Raw genomic sequence first — 21,628 nt, forward strand, 5'->3', positions numbered from 1 at the left:
GATGAGCCGTTCTGTTGTTATTCTGCGCAGTTCCGGCACCCGACTGGAGTGCGCAGACGATCATCCTAATCTGTTGACCATGCTGGAAGCCAACAACCTGTGCGTGGAGTTTCAGTGCCGGGAAGGTTACTGCGGCTCCTGCCGTATGCGGTTACTGCGCGGCGAGGTCGACTACGCGGAAACCCCGCTGGCCTTTATTGAACAGGGGGAGATCCTGCCCTGCTGCTGTAAGGCGAAAGGTGAAATCGAGCTTGAACTCTAGTGGTTGAGCCAAAGCGTTTAAAAAAACCGTCATCCCAACCGGATGACGGTTTTTTTTCGCCGGGTGCTGAATCAGGGGATACGGGCAATGACTTTGATTTCAAAATCGAATCCTGCCAGCCAGTTAACACCGACCGCCGTCCAGTTAGGATAAGGTGGCTGCGGAAATATCGCTTTTTTCACTTCCATAATGGTAGCGAACTGCGTTTCAGGGTCGGTATGAAACGTGGTGACATCAATAAGATCATCGAACGAACAGCCTGCCGCCGCCAGTGTCTGGCGCAGATTCTCAAAGGCCAGTTGCACCTGAGCAGCAAAATCCGGTTCAGGCGATCCGTCCTTGCGACTGCCAACCTGACCCGAGACGAACAGCAGGTCGCCCGAGCGGATCGCAGCGGAATAGCCATGCCTTTCATACAGCGCATGACGACCCGCCGGGAAAACTGCTTCACGATTGCTCATTGTTTTACCCTCTGGTGAGTTGTTATCAGGAAATCATGCGCCTCATGACGACATGATTTAATCTACTTCCCGTATGTGAAATAAAACACACATACGCCCCGTATGTCAATTTCAGATACGCGACGTATACGAAAAGGAGAGAACCATGGCAGGACGACCTCGTGCGGTCACGATGGAAGAAAATCGCCTTAAACTGATTGCCGCCGCACGTAAAGCCTTTGCCGAAAAGGGGTTTGCTGCCGCGTCCATGGATGAGCTGACGGCGAGCGTTGGTTTAACGCGCGGTGCGCTTTATCACAATTTTGGCGATAAACGTGGCCTTCTCGCCGCTGTGGTCGCGGAAGTCGACAGTGAAATCGCCCAGCGTGCAAAAGCGCGCGCGGCCAGTGCGGGCGACAGCTGGAACCAGTTGCTGGCGGAAGGTATCGCCTATATCGAGATGGCGCTGGACCCCGAAGTGCAGCGTATTGTATTACTGGATGGCCCGGCCTTTCTTGGCGATCCCTCCCTGTGGCCCAGCCAGAACGCCTGCCTGACCGCAACCCAGCATGCACTGGAGGAGATGGTCACGAGCGGCGTGCTGAAGCCCGTGGATGTTGAAGCCGCTGCCCGCTTGCTGAATGGTGCGGCGTTTACTGCCGCCTTGTGGGTGGCCGCCAGCGCCGAGCCCCAGGCCACGCTGGCTAAAGTCACGGCGACCTTTACCGTGCTGGCGACGGGGCTACGGCGTTAAACAGCGTGTTAGTTGAGGAAACGCGGGGAGCAGAAAAAGAAGGCGGTCGGTGCCGTTTGGCACCGGTCCGTATTTTTAATGCTTGATAGTTTCAAGCACATCAATCCAGCCGTGCCCTGTGCTGACCTCGCTGCCGTGTAACCAGCGCCGCAGCATGTTCATTGCCATCATCGCCACCACTTTCTGACGGGTTTCCAGGTTGTGACGACCACTATTGAATTTAACACGTTGTCCCCAGGTCGCTTCCGGTGTATGGAGCGCCACAGAGATCGCGTCTTCGCTCAGGCTGCCGACGGACAGGGCAAGCTGAGTCTGCAAGCGCGTCGCCAGCGCCTGGGTGCGCATGACCTGAACATCCAGACTCTCGTCCTGCTTCGGCAGAATTTCGCTGGCGCTCAGGGGCACGTCAGCCGAAGCCAGTTGCCAGTGAAGTAACCCTGCGGTGTACTGTTCGCTGATCGCCAGCCGCCAGTGACGTTGATGCAGTTCCCGCGCCAGCAGTGCAGGCAGCCCCTCAGTGCCTTCAAATATCGTACACTCGGCCAGCAACAAACGTACCTGCTGCCAGACCTGCTCCATCGCGACGCGCTGTTCGGCTGGCCCCGTAAGTTTGATTTCGATAATCGGCATGGAAGAACGGTAGCCCATCAGCACGTTCTCCGGCAGCGGCAACGGTTCCAGTTCATTCGCAATGTCGCTTTCTCCCCGGCCAAAGGTGGTCAGCCGCAGGCAAACGGGCGGTTCAGGCAGGTCGAACTTCGCTTTCAGACGGGGAATGATTTGTTGTTCGAGCATTACCTTGAATTCAGAGGGAACGCCTGGCGTAAAGAACATCCAGCAGCGATTGAGTTGCAGTGCAAAGCCACAGGCGGTACCGACCGGGTTATCCAGCATTTCGGCGTTAGCGGGAATTTCTGCCTGTTTACGGTTGCTCTCAGCCATAACCCGTCCGCGGCTGGCGAACCAGGCTTCCATCGTTTCCAGCCAGGCTTCCTGCATCACCAGCCCTACCCCGCTCGCTTTGGCCGCGGCCTGGGCGCTAAGGTCGTCAGTGGTTGGCCCCAGTCCACCATTCACGATGAGCACGTCCGCCTCAAGACTGCGGGCCTTTAGCGTTTCCACCAGCGACGACATTGCGTCACCCACCGTAGTCCGGCTGGTCATCGGCAGCCCGTGTTGAAATAACACATCAGCCAGCCAGGCGGCGTTGGTATCGACGATTTGTCCATGTAACACTTCATCGCCCGTGGACAGCATTTCAACTCTTATCACATTCATTCTCCTTGTGCCTGTCGCTTTACTTTAGAAAGCCCCTGAACAAAACACAATCTGCGGGCAGGAATTAACCGGGTAACGGCATTTTCAGGCAGGTGACAGAAGTGCGGAAGAACCAGAAAGGGAGAACGGACAGGACAGCGCCTGCCCGTTTTAGGCGATTGAGATTAGCGACGCGCCAGCAGCAGGCCTAATACCAGCCCTGCAGTAGCACCGATGCCAATGCCCTGCCACGGTTTTTCATGGACGTAATCATCAGCACGGTACGCGGCCTGTTTGGCACGGTAGTAATAGCTATCCGAGGCCTGGCTGACACGTGATTTAACATCTTCCAGCGCGCGTTCAGCTTTGGTTTTCAGTTCGATATATTTCTGATCGGCCGGATCACCTGATGACTTCAGCACTTCTTCCAGCGTTTCAGTCAGCAGTGCGATATCGTCGTCATAGCCCGTGTCGAAAGATTCAGTCTGTTTTACCATCATTTCCTCCATGTGAATTGCAATGCACCTGGTTAACTATAGCCATAAATGAGGGCTTTGCGCGGCCCCTTACCAGGAATCACCTGAAAATCGGCGCAAGGAAAGCGCACGCGCGTCAACTTATGGCAGGCTGTGATTACGCAAAGAAGTGTAAGAGATGACTTGCTTAAAGCAATTTCGCTTCGTTTATTTGATTTATCTGATAAATTTTCAGCGAACTGAATTTTTCTCTAAGCCGACTGTCGTACCCTGCTGTTGCCTGTAATAATCAGGCTCTGTGCTTCGACACGACAGTCACAACAAACTCGAAAAGCTAAGGAATGATCTCCGGCATGAATCGAAGAATGTTTATGAAAGCGTCAATGGCCTTCTCCGCGGTGAGCGGTATGACAGGCTTATCAACGCTATTCGCGCAATCCGCCTGGGCAGATGATGGCATTGCTGACGGAATCGCAGTGCGCTTCGATTTCGACGAGTTAAAAAAGAACGCGGCCGCACTGGCCAAAAAGCCGTGGGGTGGTCCACCGGGCCCGCTGCCGCAAACGCTGGCTAACCTGACGCCGCAGGCTTACAACGATATTCAGTACGATGCTAATCACTCGCTGTGGAACAACATTCCGAATCGCGAGCTTGATGTGCAGTTTTTCCACGTCGGCATGGGCTTTAAACGCCGCATCCGCATGTTTTCCGTCGACAGTGCCAGCCGTGAGGCACGCGAAATCCACTTCCGCACCGAGCTGTTTAACTACAACGATGCGAAAGTCGACACTAAACAGCTGGAAGGCAAAACCGATCTGGGGTTTGCGGGCTTCCGTGCCTTTAAAAAACCCGAACTGGCCCGCCGCGATATCGTCTCCTTTCTCGGTGCCAGCTACTTCCGTGCTGTCGATGATACTTACCAGTACGGGCTGTCCGCGCGTGGCGTCGCCATTAACACCTTCAGTAATGGCCAGGAAGAGTTTCCGGACTTTACGGCGTTCTGGTTTGAAACGCCGAAAGCCGAAGACACGACCTTCACCTGCTATGCCTTACTGGATGGGGCCAGCATCACCGGCGCATACAAGTTTGTGATTCACTGCGAAGCCGAACGCGTGGTGATGGACATTGAGAATCATCTCTTTGCCCGCAAGGATATTCGTCAGTTAGGCATTTCGCCGATGACCAGTATGTTCAGCTGCGGCACCAACGAGCGTCGGATGTGTAACACCTACCATCCCCAGATTCACGACTCCGATCGTCTGGCAATGTGGAGCGGGAAAGGGGAATGGATTGCCCGTCCGCTGAATAACCCTCAGCGCCTGCAGTTCAACGCCTACGAAGATGAAAACCCGCGTGGTTTTGGTCTGCTTCAGCTTGATCATGACTTTGAGAATTATCAGGACGTGATTGGCTGGTATAACAAACGGCCAAGCCTGTGGGTGGAACCAGTTGGTAAGTGGGGTAAAGGCGCCATCAACCTGATGGAAATCCCCACGACCGGTGAAACGCTCGATAACATCGTCTGCTTCTGGCAGCCCGCCGAACCGATCAAAGCGGGCAACGCGTTCAGTTTTTCGTACAAACTCTACTGGAGCGCACTGCCGCCCGTACAGAGCCAACTGGCGCGCGTGGATGCAACCCGCACCGGCATCGGCGGCTTCCCCGAAGGCTGGGCGCCAGGCGAGCACTTCCCGGATGTGTGGTGCCGTCGTTTTGCTGTCGACTTTATCGGCGGCGATTTGCAGGCCGCCGCACCAAAGGGCATTGAACCGGTGATTACCGTGTCCTCCGGCACCTTTAAGCAGGTTGAGATTCTGTATGTTGAGCCGATCAAAGGGTACCGTATCCTCTTTGACTGGTATCCTGACAGCGACAGCGTACAACCCGTTGAGATGCGTCTGTTCCTGCGAACCAAAGACGAAACGCTGAGCGAAACGTGGCTCTATCAGTATGTGCCGCCCCCGCCAGACCAGCGTAAATACGTTGACGATCGCCAGATGACCGTCAGCTAACACGGCCATCTCACGGCATAATGCATCTCAGGCCTGGCGCCGGGATGCATTTTTTTTGCGTGCGTGAAAAGAACACGCGACAGGCTGAAGGAGGAATAAAACCGTCAGGCCGTTAGCGCGGTTTATTTCCCCCTGCTCTGCGCATATCAATATGGGGAATACCGTCCTCAAGGTAGCTGTCGCTGACCGCGACAAAACCGTGACGCTGATAAAACCCTGCAAGATGCGCCTGGGCAGAAAGAAACTGTGCATGCCCTGGCCAGTGCTGTTCACAGCTGGCTATCGCCTGCATCATCAACTGGTTACCTAAATTCAGGCCACGGGCTTTGCTGGAGATGATGACGCGCCCAATTTTTACCTCTGTCTCGGCGCGCCGGGGCGACAGGATGCGCGCATAGGCCAGCAGGTCATCCTGCGCCATGCCGAGGAGGTGACGATTCTCGCCCTGCAAATCCTGACCATCCACATCCAGATAGGCGCACTGCTGCTCCACGACGAAGACTTCACAGCGCAACGCCAGTACTGCATAAAGCTGCGGGACGCTTAATGCCTGCTGGTGCAGATCCAGCCAACTGATATGCATGTCTCATCCTCATTCAATAACCGACCCCTCACTGTAGCCTGCTAGCGGCTTTGCAGCCAGTGTTGATAACGCGCAGGCCAGGCCATGGTGGGTGTGCCGGGTTTCCCCATACCAAAACCGTGACCGCCGGTTGGGTAGCGGATCATCTCCACATTTACGTGATGTTGCTGACAGGCTCGCGCCATGATCAGCGTGTTGTGGGGATCGGATATCGGGTCATCTTCGGCCTGCACCAGAAAAAAAGGCGGTGATGCTGCTGTCACCGTATTCTGCACCGACCAGGCGGCGTCTTCTGCCGCCGTAGGATGCGCCCCCAGCAAAACGCGGTGAGTAGATGTGTGCGTATAAGGCGCTTCCAGCGTAATGACGGGATAAATCAGCGCGGCACCGTCAACCTGAACAGGTGCGCTGTCCTGTGCCTCTGTCACCGCCCCCATGCGCGCGCCCATCGGGCTGATGGCCATCCCGAGCAAATGCGCACCGGCCGAAAACCCCAGCACCGTTAACCCTGTTGCCTGCGCTTTGACCAGTTGCAGGGCACGCAGCGCATCCTGCAGGGCAACCCGGTTACCATCGCCCCAGTGTTCGGACGGCAGACGATAACGCAATATCGCCGCAGTGTAGCCGCGCGCCGTTAACCAGCGAGCCGCGGGCCAGGCTTCTTTTGCCATTTCTATCCGTTTATAGCCGCCACCGCCGGCGATCAGGACAACGTGACCGTTCCCCATGCCCGGCCGTAAGACGGTTAAGGTGGGTACGGCGATATGACGCTCTGCGCCTGAAGGCGATGTCTCAACCGGCCCCTCTGGCCCGCCACCGCCGGGTGGCGTGCCGGGCCAAAGGGGAATAACGGTTTGGGCGACAGCGGCCCGCGCGGCGAATGACAGTGTGCTTTTTGCCGTCAGCAGCGTTGCGGTACACCCCAGCAGAAAATGTCGGCGATCCATAAGCAATGCTCCCCCTTATCTGTTCGCCCCATTTCAGCACGAAACTGTGGAAACAGAATGAAGATGCAGAATGAAAACGAAGAGAAAAGCGGACGCGACGTGATATTGCGAAGGCTATGCAAAAATCACCTGTGTCGATTTTCAGACAAAAAAAATCAGGCCCGAAGGCCTGATTGATCGCAACAGCGTGACATTACATCAGCGGCTGGGCCATCTGCACCAGTCTGATTAATGGCTGCGGATAAACGCCCAGCACCAACACCAGAATCGCGGAGATCAAGACAACCACGCCACCGGCGGTGAAGGCCCAGTTGGCTGGCGTATCGCGGCTCAGCAATTCAGGCGGGCTGAGATAAAGACTGACGGTAACGCGTAGATAATAGTAAAGACCAATCGCACTGCCGACCACCACCGCACCGGTCAACCACCACAGGTTGGCGCTCACGCCAGAGGCAATCACGTAGAATTTACCGATAAAGCCCAGCGTCATGGGGATACCCGCCAGCGACAGCATCATCACGGTCATCACGGCCGACAGAATCGGACGGTGCCAGAACAGCCCGCGATAGGAGTAAAGTGAATCGGCATCCGGGCCACGATAAGGACTGGACATCAGGCTTACCACACCAAACGCGCCGAGGCTGCTGAACAGGTAACCGGCCAGGTAAACCCCTGCGGTTTCCAGCGACAGCTGATGATCTTTCACCGCAATCAGCGCGACCAGCAGATATCCCAGATGCGCAATAGAAGAGTAACCCAGCAGGCGCTTGATATTGCTTTGCGAAATCGCCATCAGGTTACCGAACAGGATGGAGACAAAGGCAATCACGGCCAGTACTGTCCGTACGGCTTCGCTGTCGGTCACCGGCGCGTACATAAACAGGCGCATGATAACACCGAAGATCGCAATTTTGCTGGCGGTAGCAAGGAAAGTAGAAACCGGTGCGGGTGCGCCCTGATAAACGTCCGGCGTCCACAGATGGAATGGCACCAGTGACAGTTTAAAGCCCAGACCGATAATCAACATGCCCAGACCGACCAGCAGCAGCGGCTCCTGAATCATGCTGTCCGTCAGACTTTTACCCAGGCTGACGAAGCCCAGGTTGCCCGAGTCAGCGTAAATCAGCGCGATACCAAACAGCAGGAAAGACGATGCCGCCGCCGACAGGATGGTGTATTTCAGGGCCGCTTCCAGCGAACGTTTCTGACGGAAGGCGTAACCAATCAAACCAAACAACGGCAGTGACAGCAGTTCAATCCCGATAAACAGTGATGCAAGGTGGTTAGACGCTGACAACACGATACCGCCCAGTGCAGCAATCAGAACCAGCAGATAAAACTCGTCCTTGTTGTCCGGGAACGTGGCCAGCCACGGATAGGCAAAAGTACAGGTTGCCAGGCTGGCGAGCATCACCAGGGCGGTATAGAACATCGAATACGCGTCTACACGCAGCAGCGGCGTGACATCCATCGCGCCAACCTGACCGACAAAATACAGTGACAGCAGCGCCAGGTTCAGGCCAACCACTGTTAGCGTGGCGTTAACAAAGTGGTTGCGTCGCCAGGCAATGGACAGCATCACAACCACCACCGTCAATCCGACGATTAACAGCGGCAGCAACGCGATCAATTGTTGAGGAGTTATTGTCATGGCGAATTACGGCCTTGTAGTTGAAATTGAAGCGGTAAACCACTGCTGAATATTGCTCATTGCAGCATGTGAGGTATCCAGAATCGGCTGAGGATAAACACCCAGCAGCACCAGCAGGACCACGAGCACCCCAATGGTCAGGAATTCACGCGCCGACATGCCCGGCAGCGGATCTTTCGATTTCGCTTCACCGTAGTAGGCACGTTGCATCATCACCAGCGAATAGACCGAGGCGAAAACCAGGCCAAAGGTCGCAATCACGATAATGACCGGAACGATCTGGAAACTGCCGGTCAGGATCATGAATTCCCCGACGAAGTTACCCGTACCTGGCATACCCAGATTGGCGACAGCAAAGAACAGGGATAACCCTGGAATCCATTTGATGCGCGACCACAAACCGCCCATCTGACGCATATCACGGGTATGCAGACGTTCGTACAGCTGTCCGCACAGGATAAACAGCGCCGCTGCTGACAGGCCGTGCGCGATCATCTGTACAACCGCGCCCTGGAAGGCCAACTGGCTACCGGTGTAAATCGCAATCAGGACAAAGCCCATGTGCGAAATCGAGGTGTAAGCAATCAGGCGTTTGATATCCGTCTGCGAGAACGCCATCCAGGCACCATAGAAAATCCCGATGATCCCTAACCACATCGCGATCGGTGCAAACTCTGCCGAGGCGTTTGGAAACAGCGGCAGGCTGAAGCGCAGTAAGCCGTAGGCGGCGGTTTTCAGCAGGATACCCGCCAGGTCAACTGAACCTGCGGTCGGAGCCTGACTGTGCGCATCAGGCAGCCAGCCATGAAGCGGGACAACCGGCATTTTCACCGCAAACGCGATGAAGAAGCCCAGCATCAGCAGGTACTCCACGGTGTGCGACATTGGCGTCTTCAGCAACTGCTCGTAGTTGAACGTCCAGACGCCCGTGGCGTTGTAGTGAACAAACACCAGCGCCAGAATCGCAATCAACATCACCAGACCGGATGCCTGAGTATAAATAAAGAATTTGGTCGCGGCGGTAATACGGGTTTTACCGTCCGATGCTTTATGTCCCCACAGCGCGATGAGGAAGTACATCGGCACCAGCATCATTTCCCAGAAGAAGAAGAACAGGAACATGTCAATGGCGAGGAACACGCCGATAACGCCGCCCAGGATCCACATCAGGTTCAGATGAAAGAAGCCCTGATACTTTTCAATTTCGTTCCAGGAACACAGCACTGCCATCAGGCCGAGCAGTCCGGTCAGCACCACCATTAACAGCGAAAGGCCATCAAGCGCTAAATGGAAATTAATGCCGAAACGGGGAATCCAGGGTACTGAGAAGCTCGATTGCCACTGCGGAATACCCGCTGCCTGCGTCAGTGAATAGCCCCCCTGCAACCAGAGTTGCAGCGAGAGCGCCAACGTCAGCCCCATGGTGATCAGTGCGATCCAGCGAGGCACCTTCGCGCCGAAGCGCTCGGTGAGCCAGCAGACGAAACCACCGAAGAAGGGTATGAAAATTAGCCAAGGTAATAACACGGCATACTTCCCTTTTTTTTGTCCTGGCTCGGGCTATCTCACTTGCCCGTTTCGCCCCCGGCAGTACTCGCAATCCTCACGTACTTCAGTACGCTCCGGTTGCTGTGCGCTGGCGGTGGCAAAACGGACTGCGCCGATTACGCCCTTACATCAGACAATCTTTGACATTCTTAATGGGTAAGTTTTCACACCTACCCGCTCATCAATCTTTAAATTACCAGCAGCAGCGCCAGCACAACGACGGCACCAACGCTCATCGACGCGACATACCAGCGCAAATACCCGTTTTCACTGACCACCAGACCTTTATTGGCGATACGTGAAAGCAACGCAGGCAGGTTCATCAGGCCGTTAAGAGGATCGCGTTTTAACAACCACGCAATGCCCAGATACGGTTTGACAAAGACTTTGTCGTAGAGCCAGTCAAAGCCCCAGGCGGCGAACCACCAGGTGCCGAAGAAACGGCCCGGCGCACTGTTGGCCACGCTGCTGACCAGCTGACGCTTGCCCAGCCAGAGGGCAGCGGCGATAACGATGCCCGCAACCGCGACCAGGCCGGACGCGATCTCCAGCGTGACTTTACCGTTCTCACCAAACTCATTGGCCGGTAAAACGCCCGCCAGCGGTGGGGTAATTAATGCACCCACAAACGTTGAGAGCACCAGCAACACAATCAGTGGCAGATGATGGGTAATGCCTTTGCCCGCGTGTGCATGGATTTTCTCTTCGCCGTGGAAGACGATAAAGATCATGCGGAAGGTGTAGATTGAGGTCAGGAACGCCCCTACCAGACCCGCGACCATCAGGTTCAAATGGCCGTTCGCCAGTGCACCAAACAGAATTTCATCTTTACTGTAGAAACCGGCGGTAATCAGCGGCAATGCGGCCAGGGCAGCACCGCCGACCAGGAAGCAGGTGTACACCAGTGGGATGCTTTTACGCAGTCCGCCCATCTTAAAGATGTTCTGCTCGTGGTGGCAGGCCAGGATAACCGAACCTGAGGACAGGAACAGCAAGGCTTTAAAGAAGGCATGGGTCATCAGGTGGAAAATGGCGGCATCCCACGCCTGCACACCCAGCGCCAGGAACATGTAGCCGATCTGACTCATGGTGGAGTAAGCCAGTACACGTTTGATATCCGTCTGGACCAGAGCAGCAAAACCCGCCAGTACCAGCGTAATCGCACCGATAATGCCGACCAGATGCAGCACTTCAGGCGTCAACAGGAACAGGCCGTGGGTGCGGGCAATCAGGTAAACCCCTGCCGTCACCATGGTGGCGGCGTGAATCAGCGCGGAAACCGGCGTCGGACCTGCCATCGCATCGGCCAGCCAGGTCTGAAGCGGCAGCTGCGCAGACTTACCTACTGCGCCACCCAACAGCATCAGCGTGGCCCATTGCAGCATGTGGTTGTCCGCCGCAAAGTGTGCCGGAGCCAGCTCCGCCATTTCGCGGAAGTTGAGCGTACCCAGTTCGTTGTAAAGGATGAACAACGCAAATGCCAGGAAGACATCACCGACGCGCGTGATGATGAATGCCTTCATCGCCGCCTTGCCGTTTTCCGGATTGCTGTAATAGAAGCCGATCAGAAGATAGGAGCACAGCCCTACCCCTTCCCAACCCAGATACATCAGCATCAGGTTATCCGCCAGAACCAGAACAACCATGCTGGCGATAAACAGGTTGGTATAAGCGAAGAAGCGTGAATATCCCTCTTCTCCACGCATATACCACGAGGCGAACATATGGATCAGGAAGCCGACACCGGTCACCACCGACAGCATGGTGAGCGACAGGCCATCCAGCGTCAGATTGACCTGAATATTAAAATTGCCGACATGAATCCAGGTCCACAGCGCCTGAGTGAAGACCTGCTGCCCGTGGGCAAAGAAGTCGAAACCCACAAACACCGTGGTGAGCGCAGCCAGCCCGACCGATCCCATGCCCACGGTCGCGGACAAGTTTTCTGACCAGCGGCCACGGGAGAACGCTAACAGCAGAAAGCCGATTAGCGGAAATAAGACAGTTAAATAGAGAAGGTTCATCCGCGCATCTCGCTCACAGTATCAATGTTCAGCGTCTGACGACGACGATAGAGCTGAAGCAGCAGGGCCAGCCCAATACTGGCTTCCGCTGCGGCGAGACTGATAGCCAGAATATACATCACCTGACCATCAGCCTGTCCCCAGTAGCTGCCTGCAACAACCAGCGCCAGCGCCGCGGCATTGATCATGATTTCCAGGCTTATCAGCATAAACAGCAGATTACGGCGCAACACCAGCGAGGTCAGCCCCAGCACAAACAGCACCGCCGCCAGAATCAATCCATGTTGTAAGGGAATCATGCTTGCTCCTTATTCGCCTGCGCGGCATCGTTTGAACGGTTGCTCAGGACTTCGCCCTGGCGCTCTTCGCGGCCCAGGTGGAAAGCCACAACCAGGCCGGCCAGCAGCAGCATTGATGCCAGTTCAACCGCCAGCACATACGGGCCAAACAGACTAATGCCCACCGCTTTCGCATCGATAATTTTGCCGTCAATACCCTGGTCATGTGCCGTCATGATGGCGTAGATCATCACTGCCAGCAGCAGCAACGAAACCAGGCCCGGACCAATCCACAACGACGGACTTAACCATTCACGCTCCTGTTTCTGCGTGGCTTTGCCCAGGTTAAGCATCATCACAACGAACACGAACAGCACCATGATGGCACCGGCATACACAATAATTTCCAGCGCACCTGCAAAGTAGGCACCCAGAGAGAAGAAGACGCCAGCCACCGATAACAGCGAAACGATCAGGTACAGCAACGCATGTACCGGATTAGTGTGGGTGATCACGCGCAACGTCGTCACCACCGCCACCAGTCCGCAAAGATAAAACGCAAATTCCATGCCCTGCTCCTTAAGGTAGTAAGCCTTTGACGTCGATAGGTTTCGCTTCGTTCTCCGCTTCACCCTTATCTTTACCGTCAATTGCCATACCTGCCATACGGTAGAAGTTGTACTCCGGATATTTACCCGGCCCCGAGATCAACAGGTCTTCTTTTTCGTATACCAGATCCTGACGCTTGAACTCGCCCAGTTCGAAATCCGGCGTCAGCTGGATAGCGGTGGTTGGGCAGGCCTCTTCGCACAGGCCGCAGAAAATGCAGCGTGAGAAGTTGATACGGAAGAACTCTGGATACCAGCGGCCGTCTTTGGTTTCCGCTTTTTGCAGCGAAATACAGCCTACCGGACAGGCTACCGCACACAGGTTACAGGCAACACAACGCTCTGCACCATCAGGATCGCGGGTCAACACAATACGGCCACGGTAACGCGGTGGCAGGTAGACCGGCTCTTCTGGATACATCTGGGTTTCGCGTTTCGCGAAGGCGTGCATGCCAATCATCCAGATACTGCGCACTGTCGTGCCGAAGCCTACGACAATATCTTTTAACGTCATTTGTTACCCCTTACTGCGCTGTATAAAGAATCACTGCGGCGGTCGCCAGCAGGTTCAACAGCGTCAACGGCAGACACACTTTCCAGCCGAACGACAGCACCTGGTCATAGCGTGGACGCGGAAGCGCAGCACGAATCAGGATGAACATCATCATAAAGAACGCCGTTTTCAGGGCGAACCAGATGAACGGCGGCAGGAAAGGCCCGTGCCAGCCACCAAAGAACAGCGTCACAATCAGCGCTGAAACGGTGGTAATCGCGACATATTCGCCGACAAAGAACAGACCAAATTTCATACCGGCATATTCAATGTGGTAACCGTCAGCCAGTTCCTGCTCGGCTTCGGGCTGGTCAAACGGATGGCGGTGACAAACGGCCACGCCCGCGATACAGAAGGTCACAAACCCAAAGAACTGCGGGATGATGTTCCACAGATGCGTCTGACTGTTGACGATATCGGTCATGTTGAACGAGCCCGCCTGCGCTACCACGCCCATCAGTGACAGACCCAGGAACACTTCGTAACTCAAGGTCTGCGCAGAGGCACGCATCGCACCTAACAGCGAGTATTTGTTATTACTCGACCAGCCCGCAAACAGCACGGCATACACAGCCAGGCCCGCCATCATCAGGAAGAACAGCAACCCGATATTGAGATCGGTCACCACCCAGGTCGGTGAAACCGGGACGATAGCAAAGGCCAGCAGCAGGGAAACAAACGCGATGACCGGCGCCAGCGTAAAGATAAAGCGATCGGTGAACGGGGGAACCCAGTCCTCTTTAAAGAACATCTTGATCATGTCAGCAACCAGCTGCAACGATCCGCCCCAGCCCACACGGTTTGGCCCATAGCGGTTCTGAAACAGGCCGAGCAAACGACGCTCGGCGAAGCTCATAAACGCACCGCAGGCCACCACGACCAGCAAAATCACCAGCGCTTTACCAATGGCGATCAGAATGTCGATAACATCCGGTGTTAACCAGCTCATTGCGCCGCCTCCTGCAGAGAATCAATTTTTGCATTCGCCAGGAAGGGCGGGATACCCGGCATACCGAGTGGAAGCCCAACCTGCCCTGCCTGCAAAGAAGCCGAGAAACGCACTGGCAAACGTACGGTTTCACCTGCACAGGTTAATTCCACCGCTGCACCGTTATTCACGCCCAGCTTCGCGGCATCTTCCGGGTTCAGAACCAGGGTTGGTGCCGACATGCGCTGCTGGATAACCGGCGCACGCTGCGTCATTTCTTCACTTCCGAATAACTGGTAGTAAGGCGCGACGCGGAACTGACCTTGCGTGGCATAGGCTTCTGGCACGCTGCTGAACCAGGCAAGCTGCGCATCGCTGGCTTCGAACAAACGCACACCGGGATCGCCATGACGCAGTTTCCCGCCCACTTCATCCTGGAATTTGTTCCACGCCTGCGGTGAGTTCCAGCCTGGTGCCCACGCAAACGGAATTTGCGAACGCGGTGCGCTCGGCTGGTTGTTCCCTTCCATCGAGAAGGCAAACATGGTGTCCTGATCCTGCGGCTGACGCGGCTCATGCACGCTGATATTCGCGCGCGCAGCAGTACGCCCACTGGCACGATGCGGAGAACGCGCCAGCTTCTGACCACGAATACGGAAGCTGGCATCCGGCGCCGCATCCTTGATCCCTTTCAGCTGTGGCAGACTTGCCACAACGGCATCAATGACATGGTCCAGTTGCGTCCAGTCAACGTGACGGCTTTCCAGCGCGCTGTGCAGCGAGTGCAACCAGCGCCAGCTTTCCAGCATCACAATGCTGTTATCGTAGTAGGCAGGATCGTACACCTGGAAGAAGCGCTGTGCGCGGCCCTCATGGTTAATTGACGTACCGTCGCTTTCGGCAAAACTGGCAGCGGAAAGCACCAGTCCGGCTTTTTCCACCGTGGCGGTGCGCTGATGATCGACCACAATCACGTTAGCCGCATGGTTCAGCGCCGCATCGACCTGCGCTTTTGGCGCATGGCGATACAAATCGTTTTCCAGCACCACGACCGCATCGGCTTCGCCGTTCTGCAGTTGTTCCAGTGCCTGATCCAGCGTATTGCCACCCATCAGGCCCAGGCCCATGCTGTTAGCATGACCAGCCAGCAGGGTGATACCGACGTCTGCACCGCGCGCTTTCAGGGCTTTGGCCACGTTCGCGGCCGCTTCGATCATGGCACTGCTGCCTGAATGCACACCGGAAATGATTAGCGGTTTTTTGGCACCGGCCAGCGCCTGTACCACCACATCCAGCTTACCGTTCAGCGCACTGTCGAAATCGCTGACGGCTGGCGCACTGTCGTCCAGCGCGTGGGCAATCGCAAAGCCAAGACGCGCCTGTTCTTCAACCGGGGCACGGTAGCTCCACGCCGCGATGTCGTCCAGACGGGTTTCATCGACGTTGGTGACAAATAACGGATGCTTAGCGTGCTGACCGATATTGAGGATCGCGGCGATCTGCCAGTCTGCGACTTTCTGCGCAGCGGCCATTTCGCGGGCTTTGCCTTTTACTGCCTGACGCACTGACAGGGCCACGCGTGCGCCAACCTGTGTCAGGTCTTCGCCTAACACCAGCACCGCGTCGTAGCTCTCGATCTCGCGCAGTGAAGGCGTATAAATGCCGCCTTCACGCAGCACTTTCAGCAGCAGTTCAAGACGCGCCTGTTCGCCCGCGGGCATACCGGTAGAGAAGTTTTCCGCACCGACCAGTTCGCGCAGAGCAAAGTTACTTTCGATGCTGGCACGCGGCGAACCAATACCAATGACGCGCTTCGCCTGACGCAGGACATCGGCTCCGGCGTTAACGGCCTGCTCGGCATTCAGCTTCACGCTGTCGTTGCCACGCAACTGGACCGGATGGCGAGGACGATCTTTCAGATTGACATAACCGTAGCCAAAGCGACCACGATCGCACAGGAAGTAGTGGTTAACGCTGCCGTTATAGCGGTTTTCGATACGACGCAGTTCGCCGTAGCGCTCACCGGGGCTGGTGTTACAGCCTACGCTGCACTGCTGACAGATGCTTGGCGCGAACTGCATATCCCATTTACGGTTATAGCGTTCGGAGTGGGTTTTATCGGTGAACACGCCGGTCGGGCAGATTTCGACCAGGTTACCGGAAAACTCGCTTTCCAGCGTGCCGTCTTCCGGACGACCAAAATACACGTTGTCGTGCGCACCATACACGCCCAGATCTTTACCGTCGGCATAATCTTTGTAGTAACGCACGCAGCGGTAGCAGGCGATACAGCGGTTCATTTCGTGCGAGATGAACGGACCGAGATCCTGATTGCGGTGAGTACGTTTGGTGAAGCGATAGCGGCGGAAGCTGTGGCCTGTCATGACCGTCATATCCTGAAGATGACAGTTACCGCCCTCTTCACATACCGGACAGTCATGTGGGTGGTTAGTCATTAACCACTCCACCACGCTTTCACGGAACTCTTTCGCTTCGCCATCATCAATTGAGATGAAGGTGCCATCGGACGCCGGTGTCATACAGGACATGACAAGGCGGCCGCGGGTGTCTTCAGCGTTCTGGAATTGCTTCACCGCACACTGGCGGCAGGCACCCACGCTTCCCAGCGCCGGATGCCAGCAAAAATAAGGAATATCAAGGCCCAGAGACAGACATGCCTGTAGCAGGTTGTCCGCTCCGTTCACATCATATTCTTTACCGTCTACATGGATTGTAGCCATAGTGACATGCTTCCGTCAGGCTCGTCAGAAACGAGCGTTAATCAAATTCTTGCCCCTGCACACTGCAACAGGGACGGCGGCACAGGGCCAGCTCCCGTGGATAACGGCGAATTACCAGCGCGCTTTCAGCAGGTTTGGCTGAATACCGCCGATAGATCGGGTATTGCCAAACACCTGCGGCGCAATGCCGGCTTCAAACTCTTCACGGAAATATTTAATGGCGCTCTGCAGCGGCTCGACCGCACCCGGCGCGTGGGCACAGAAGGTTTTGCCCGGGCCAAGCTGGCGGCAAAGCTGCTCCAGGGTCTCAATGTCCCCCGGCTGGCCTTTTTTCTGCTCCAGCGCGCGCAGAATCTTCACGCTCCACGGCAGGCCATCACGGCATGGCGTACACCAACCGCAGGATTCGCGGGCAAAGAACTCTTCCAGGTTACGCACCAGTGAAACCATGTTGATTTCATGGTCCACGGCCATTGCCAGAGCGGTACCCAGACGGCTGCCGGCTTTACCAATGCTGGCAAATTCCATGGGCAGATCGAGGTGCTGCTCCGTTAAAAAGTCGGTCCCCGCGCCACCCGGCTGCCAGGCTTTAAAACGCAGGCCGTCGCGCATACCGCCGGCATAATCCTCAAGGATTTCGCGTGCGGTGATGCCAAATGGCAGTTCCCACACGCCAGGGTTTTTCACCCGGCCGGAGAAGCCCATCAGTTTCGTACCGGCATCGTCGCTTTTTGACAGACCTTTGTACCACTCGACGCCGTTGGCCAGAATAGCTGGCACGTTCGACAGCGTTTCAACGTTGTTCACGCAGGTCGGCTTGCCCCACACGCCCGCGCTTGCCGGGAAAGGCGGCTTGGAACGTGGGTTGGCACGGCGACCTTCCAGGGAGTTAATCAGTGCCGTTTCTTCACCGCAGATATAACGTCCCGCACCGGTGTGGACGAACAGTTCAAAATCAAAACCGGTACCCAGAATGTTTTTGCCCAACAGGCCTGCTTCAGTGGCTTCCGCAATCGCACGACGCAGATGCACTGCGGCTTCAATGTATTCGCCGCGCAGAAAGATGTAGCCCCGGTAAGCTTTCAGGGCAAACGCACTGATTAGCATGCCTTCCACCAGCTGATGCGGCATCTGTTCCATCAACAGGCGGTCTTTATACGTGCCAGGCTCCATTTCATCGGCGTTACACAGCAGGTAACGGATGTTCATGGATTCATCTTTCGGCATCAGGCTCCACTTCAGGCCCGTCGAGAATCCGGCACCGCCGCGCCCTTTCAGACCGGAATCTTTTACCAGTGAGACGATTTCGTCAGGTGCCATCCCTTTCAGGGCTTTTTCCGCACCGGCATAGCCGTTTTTGCTGCGATACTCATCAAGCCATACCGGCTGCTGATCCTCGCGCATGCGCCAGGTCAGGGGATGGGTTTCAGCAGTACGAATGATCTGTTTGATTGTCATTGATACTGCTCCAGCAAAGAGGCGATGCCTTCCGGCGTCAGATGAACGTGGGTATCTTCATCCACCATCATGGTTGGACCTTTATCACAGTTACCCAGGCAACAGGTCGGCAGTAAGGTAAAGCGACCGTCGGTTGTCGTCTGGCCAGGCTTAATATTCAGGTTTTCTTCCAGTGCCGCCTGAATCCCCTGAAAACCGGTGATGTGACACACCACGCTGTCGCAGTAGCGAATCACGTGGCGGCCAACAGGCTGACGGAAAATCTGACTATAGAACGTTGCCACGCCTTCTACGTCGCTGGCAGGAATTCCTAACACTTCTGCAATCGCATGGATCGCACCGTCAGGCACCCAGCCACGCTGCTTCTGCACAATTTTCAGTGCTTCAATGGAGGCAGCGCGCGCATCTTCGTAATGGTGTTTTTCGTGCTCAATCGCATGGTGCTCTTCCGCACTCAGCACGAAGACCTCGTTAGGGTCGATCGTTTTAATAGCAATGTGTTGATCGTGCATAATTAGCGGTCCACGTCTGACATAACAAAGTCGATACTACCGAGGTATACGATCAGGTCGGATACCAGGCTGCCACGGATTACCGATGGAATCTGCTGCAGGTGCGGGAAGCTCGGTGTACGCACACGCGTGCGGTAACTCATCGTGCTGCCGTCGCTGGTCAGGTAGTAACTGTTGATCCCTTTGGTCGCCTCAATCATCTGGAAAGATTCGTTGGCCGGCATGACCGGGCCCCAGGAAACCTGCAGGAAGTGGGTGATCAGGGTTTCAATGTGCTGCAGCGTACGCTCTTTCGGTGGCGGCGTGGTTAACGGATGATCCGCCTTAAACGGCCCTTCCGGCATGTTGTTCAGGCACTGCTCCAGGATACGCAGCGACTGCCACATCTCTTCCATTTTCAGTTGTACGCGCGTATAGGCATCACTGATGCCCGCGCCCACAGGAACCTCAAAATCGAAGTTTTCATAGCCTGAGTAGGGGCGCCATTTACGCACGTCAAAATCGAGACCCGTTGCACGTAGTGCGGCACCGGTTGTGCCCCAGGCCAGCGCTTCTTCCATGTTATAGGCAGCTACGCCCTGCGAACGGCCCATCAGTACGGTGTTGCGCAGCGCCGCTTTGTCATACTCTTTCAGACGTTTTGGCATCCAGTCCAGGAAGTCACGCAGCAGGCGTTCCCAGCCTTTCGGCAGGTCATGTGCGACGCCGCCAATACGGAACCAGGCCGGATGCATACGGAAACCAGTAATCGCCTCCACCACGTCATAAATTTTCTGACGGTCGGTAAAGGCAAAGAACACCGGCGTCATGGCCCCGACGTCCTGAATAAAGGTGGAGATGTACAGCAGGTGACTGTTGATGCGGAACAGCTCTGAAAGCATCACGCGGATTACGTTAACGCGATCTGGCACCACGATGCCGGCCAGTTTCTCTACCGCCAGCACATAAGGCATTTCGTTGACGCAGCCACCGAGGTATTCGATGCGGTCAGTGTAGGGAATATAGCTGTGCCAGGACTGACGCTCGCCCATCTTCTCGGCACCACGGTGGTGATAACCAATATCCGGAACGCAGTCGACAATCTCTTCACCATCCAGCTGCAAAATGATGCGGAACGCACCGTGCGCGGAGGGATGGTTAGGACCCAGGTTGAGGAACATGAAGTCTTCACTGGCAGTACTGCGTTTCATGCCCCAGTCTTCTGGCTTGAACGTCAGCGCTTCCATTTCCAGATCTTCTTTCTGTTTGGTCAGCGTGAAAGGATCGAATTCGGTGGCGCGCGCAGGGTAATCCTTACGCAGCGGGTGCCCTTCCCACGTCTGCGGCATCATGATGCGGGTCAGGTGCGGGTGACCGTCAAAAGTGATGCCGAACATCTCCCAGGTTTCGCGCTCATACCAGTTCGCATTGGCGAAAATTTTCGTGATGGTCGGCACGTGCATATCGTTTTCAGACAATGCCACCTTGAGCATGATGTCGCGATTGCGTTCAATCGAAAGCAGGTGGTAGAAAACGGAAAAATCCGCGGCAGGTAACCCGGCGCGGTGGGTGCGTAAACGTTCGTCCATACCATGCAGGTCATAGAGCATGACGTAAGGCTTGGGTAATTTACGCAGGAAAGTGATGATTTCCAGTAGCTGTTCACGCTTAACCCATACCACCGGAATCCCGGTACGTGTTGCCTGAACAGTAAAGGCATCCGGCCCAAAACGATTACGCAATTCGCCAATTACCGGGTCATCCAGATGATCCCGGGTTTGCCATAGCGGCTGAGCGAGATCTTGCGTGGTCAAATCTGTCATACGTTACTCACCATTCCGGCCTGCTAACAGGCGCTCAAATGAAGGCGTCAGGATGGTGCCATGCATTAATTTGTGTATTGTCGCTGCAGGCACTGATTCCATCCATACGGTTAACTTAAACTTCGTCTGGTGTACGCAGGTTGGTTACTGCAATACGCTCGCCACGCTTACGTTCACGCTCAGACTGCATATTGGCACGGTAAACGCCCTGATCGCCGACCACCCAGGACAGAGGACGACGCTCTTTACCAATCGACTCCTGCAGTAACAGCAGAGCCTGCATGTAGGCTTCAGGACGCGGTGGGCAACCTGGAATGTAAACGTCAACCGGCAGGAATTTATCCACGCCCTGCACGACAGAATAGATATCGTACATGCCGCCTGAGTTAGCACAGGCCCCCATGGAAATGACCCATTTCGGCTCCAGCATCTGATCGTACAAACGCTGAATCACCGGGGCCATTTTAGTGAACGGCGTACCGGCAATAACCATAAAGTCGGCCTGACGCGGTGAGGCACGCATAACCTCAGCACCAAAACGCGCCACATCGTGCACGGCGGTGAAGGAGGTGGTCATCTCAACGTAGCAGCAGGAAAGACCAAAGTTGTAGGGCCACAGGGAATTCTTACGTCCCCAGTTCACCATGTCGTGCAGGGCATGTTCGAGCTTGCCCATGTAAACGCTGCGATGAACGTGCTGCTCCAGCGGATCGCTGACGATTTCCTGCTTTTGCAGAGGGTAACGGTCGTTCTCACCACCGTTCGGGTCTATGCGGGTGAGCGTATAGTCCATC

At 55.7% G+C, this 21,628-nt stretch carries 20 protein-coding genes; 3 read left to right on the forward strand and 17 right to left on the reverse strand.

All coding sequences use genetic code 11. The features are described 5' to 3' along the window. Position 1: 1 nt before the first annotated feature. Positions 2–262, forward strand: a complete 261-nt coding sequence (gene yfaE / locus G5574_RS06445; RefSeq protein WP_006120007.1) for a class I ribonucleotide reductase maintenance protein YfaE — start codon at positions 2–4, stop codon at positions 260–262. Positions 263–333: 71 nt separating this feature from the next. On the opposite strand, the gene G5574_RS06450 is transcribed toward yfaE, so the two are convergent. Further along, on the reverse strand, positions 334–723 hold the full coding sequence (locus tag G5574_RS06450) for a RidA family protein (protein WP_164482313.1): 390 nt from the start codon (positions 721–723) through the stop codon (positions 334–336). 145 nt (positions 724–868) lie between these two features. On the opposite strand from G5574_RS06450, the gene G5574_RS06455 reads away from it, so the two are divergent. After that, positions 869–1,456: a TetR/AcrR family transcriptional regulator gene (locus G5574_RS06455; protein WP_006120009.1), complete on the forward strand. Its 588-nt coding sequence runs from the start codon at positions 869–871 to the stop codon at positions 1,454–1,456. A 75-nt stretch (positions 1,457–1,531) separates the two neighbouring features. Here the strand turns inward: G5574_RS06455 and G5574_RS06460 are convergent, their stop codons facing one another. Then, positions 1,532–2,728 (reverse strand): nicotinamide mononucleotide deamidase-related protein YfaY, encoded by a 1,197-nt coding sequence (locus tag G5574_RS06460; protein ID WP_164482315.1) that lies wholly within the window; start codon positions 2,726–2,728, stop codon positions 1,532–1,534. 170 nt (positions 2,729–2,898) lie between these two features. Continuing rightward, entirely contained in the window at positions 2,899–3,210 is a 312-nt protein-coding gene (gene elaB, locus G5574_RS06465) for a stress response protein ElaB (protein ID WP_033740963.1), read from the reverse strand. A 332-nt stretch (positions 3,211–3,542) separates the two neighbouring features. Here elaB and G5574_RS06470 point away from each other — a divergent pair, with 332 nt between their 5' ends. Beyond that, positions 3,543–5,201: a glucan biosynthesis protein D gene (locus G5574_RS06470; protein WP_006120012.1), complete on the forward strand. Its 1,659-nt coding sequence runs from the start codon at positions 3,543–3,545 to the stop codon at positions 5,199–5,201. Between the two features lie 112 nt (positions 5,202–5,313). On the opposite strand, the gene G5574_RS06475 is transcribed toward G5574_RS06470, so the two are convergent. The 14 genes from G5574_RS06475 to G5574_RS06540 form a co-directional block, all read right to left on the reverse strand. Then, positions 5,314–5,784: a GNAT family N-acetyltransferase gene (locus tag G5574_RS06475; RefSeq protein WP_133745379.1), complete on the reverse strand. Its 471-nt coding sequence runs from the start codon at positions 5,782–5,784 to the stop codon at positions 5,314–5,316. Between the two features lie 41 nt (positions 5,785–5,825). Next, complete coding sequence (locus G5574_RS06480; protein WP_058707802.1) at positions 5,826–6,731, reverse strand: alpha/beta hydrolase; 906 nt, start codon at positions 6,729–6,731, stop codon at positions 5,826–5,828. A gap of 193 nt (positions 6,732–6,924) precedes the next feature. After that, entirely contained in the window at positions 6,925–8,382 is a 1,458-nt protein-coding gene (nuoN, locus tag G5574_RS06485; RefSeq protein WP_006120015.1) for an NADH-quinone oxidoreductase subunit NuoN, read from the reverse strand. A gap of 6 nt (positions 8,383–8,388) precedes the next feature. Then, positions 8,389–9,909, reverse strand: a complete 1,521-nt coding sequence (gene nuoM / locus G5574_RS06490; RefSeq protein WP_033740623.1) for an NADH-quinone oxidoreductase subunit M — start codon at positions 9,907–9,909, stop codon at positions 8,389–8,391. 209 nt (positions 9,910–10,118) lie between these two features. After that, positions 10,119–11,954: an NADH-quinone oxidoreductase subunit L gene (nuoL, locus tag G5574_RS06495; RefSeq protein ID WP_033740625.1), complete on the reverse strand. Its 1,836-nt coding sequence runs from the start codon at positions 11,952–11,954 to the stop codon at positions 10,119–10,121. Further along, positions 11,951–12,253, reverse strand: coding sequence for an NADH-quinone oxidoreductase subunit NuoK (nuoK, locus tag G5574_RS06500; RefSeq protein ID WP_028724970.1), 303 nt, complete (start codon positions 12,251–12,253; stop codon positions 11,951–11,953). Before nuoK ends, nuoL begins: the two co-directional genes overlap by 4 nt. Continuing rightward, positions 12,250–12,801 carry an NADH-quinone oxidoreductase subunit J gene (nuoJ, locus tag G5574_RS06505; protein WP_006120019.1) on the reverse strand — a complete coding sequence of 184 codons (552 nt, stop codon included), beginning with the start codon at positions 12,799–12,801 and terminating at the stop codon, positions 12,250–12,252. Before nuoJ ends, nuoK begins: the two co-directional genes overlap by 4 nt. A gap of 10 nt (positions 12,802–12,811) precedes the next feature. Continuing rightward, the gene (gene nuoI / locus G5574_RS06510; protein ID WP_164482316.1) at positions 12,812–13,354 is read right to left on the reverse strand and encodes an NADH-quinone oxidoreductase subunit NuoI; all 543 of its coding nucleotides are present in this window, start codon (positions 13,352–13,354) and stop codon (positions 12,812–12,814) included. Between the two features lie 10 nt (positions 13,355–13,364). Further along, a complete protein-coding gene (gene nuoH / locus G5574_RS06515; protein WP_033740629.1) occupies positions 13,365–14,342 on the reverse strand; it encodes an NADH-quinone oxidoreductase subunit NuoH in 978 nt (325 codons plus the stop codon). Beyond that, positions 14,339–17,062: an NADH-quinone oxidoreductase subunit NuoG gene (nuoG, locus tag G5574_RS06520; RefSeq protein WP_164482318.1), complete on the reverse strand. Its 2,724-nt coding sequence runs from the start codon at positions 17,060–17,062 to the stop codon at positions 14,339–14,341. Before nuoG ends, nuoH begins: the two co-directional genes overlap by 4 nt. A 111-nt stretch (positions 17,063–17,173) precedes the next feature. Next, positions 17,174–18,514: an NADH-quinone oxidoreductase subunit NuoF gene (gene nuoF, locus G5574_RS06525; protein WP_170317973.1), complete on the reverse strand. Its 1,341-nt coding sequence runs from the start codon at positions 18,512–18,514 to the stop codon at positions 17,174–17,176. Between the two features lie 2 nt (positions 18,515–18,516). Beyond that, positions 18,517–19,032 (reverse strand): NADH-quinone oxidoreductase subunit NuoE, encoded by a 516-nt coding sequence (nuoE, locus tag G5574_RS06530; protein WP_006120024.1) that lies wholly within the window; start codon positions 19,030–19,032, stop codon positions 18,517–18,519. Positions 19,033–19,034: 2 nt separating this feature from the next. Further along, positions 19,035–20,834, reverse strand: coding sequence for an NADH-quinone oxidoreductase subunit C/D (gene nuoC / locus G5574_RS06535; RefSeq protein ID WP_006120025.1), 1,800 nt, complete (start codon positions 20,832–20,834; stop codon positions 19,035–19,037). A gap of 115 nt (positions 20,835–20,949) precedes the next feature. Further along, entirely contained in the window at positions 20,950–21,627 is a 678-nt protein-coding gene (locus tag G5574_RS06540) for a NuoB/complex I 20 kDa subunit family protein (RefSeq protein ID WP_006120026.1), read from the reverse strand. Position 21,628: the final 1 nt, after the last annotated feature.

This window comes from Pantoea stewartii (assembly GCF_011044475.1).
Taxonomy (GTDB): Bacteria; Pseudomonadota; Gammaproteobacteria; order Enterobacterales; family Enterobacteriaceae; genus Pantoea; species Pantoea stewartii.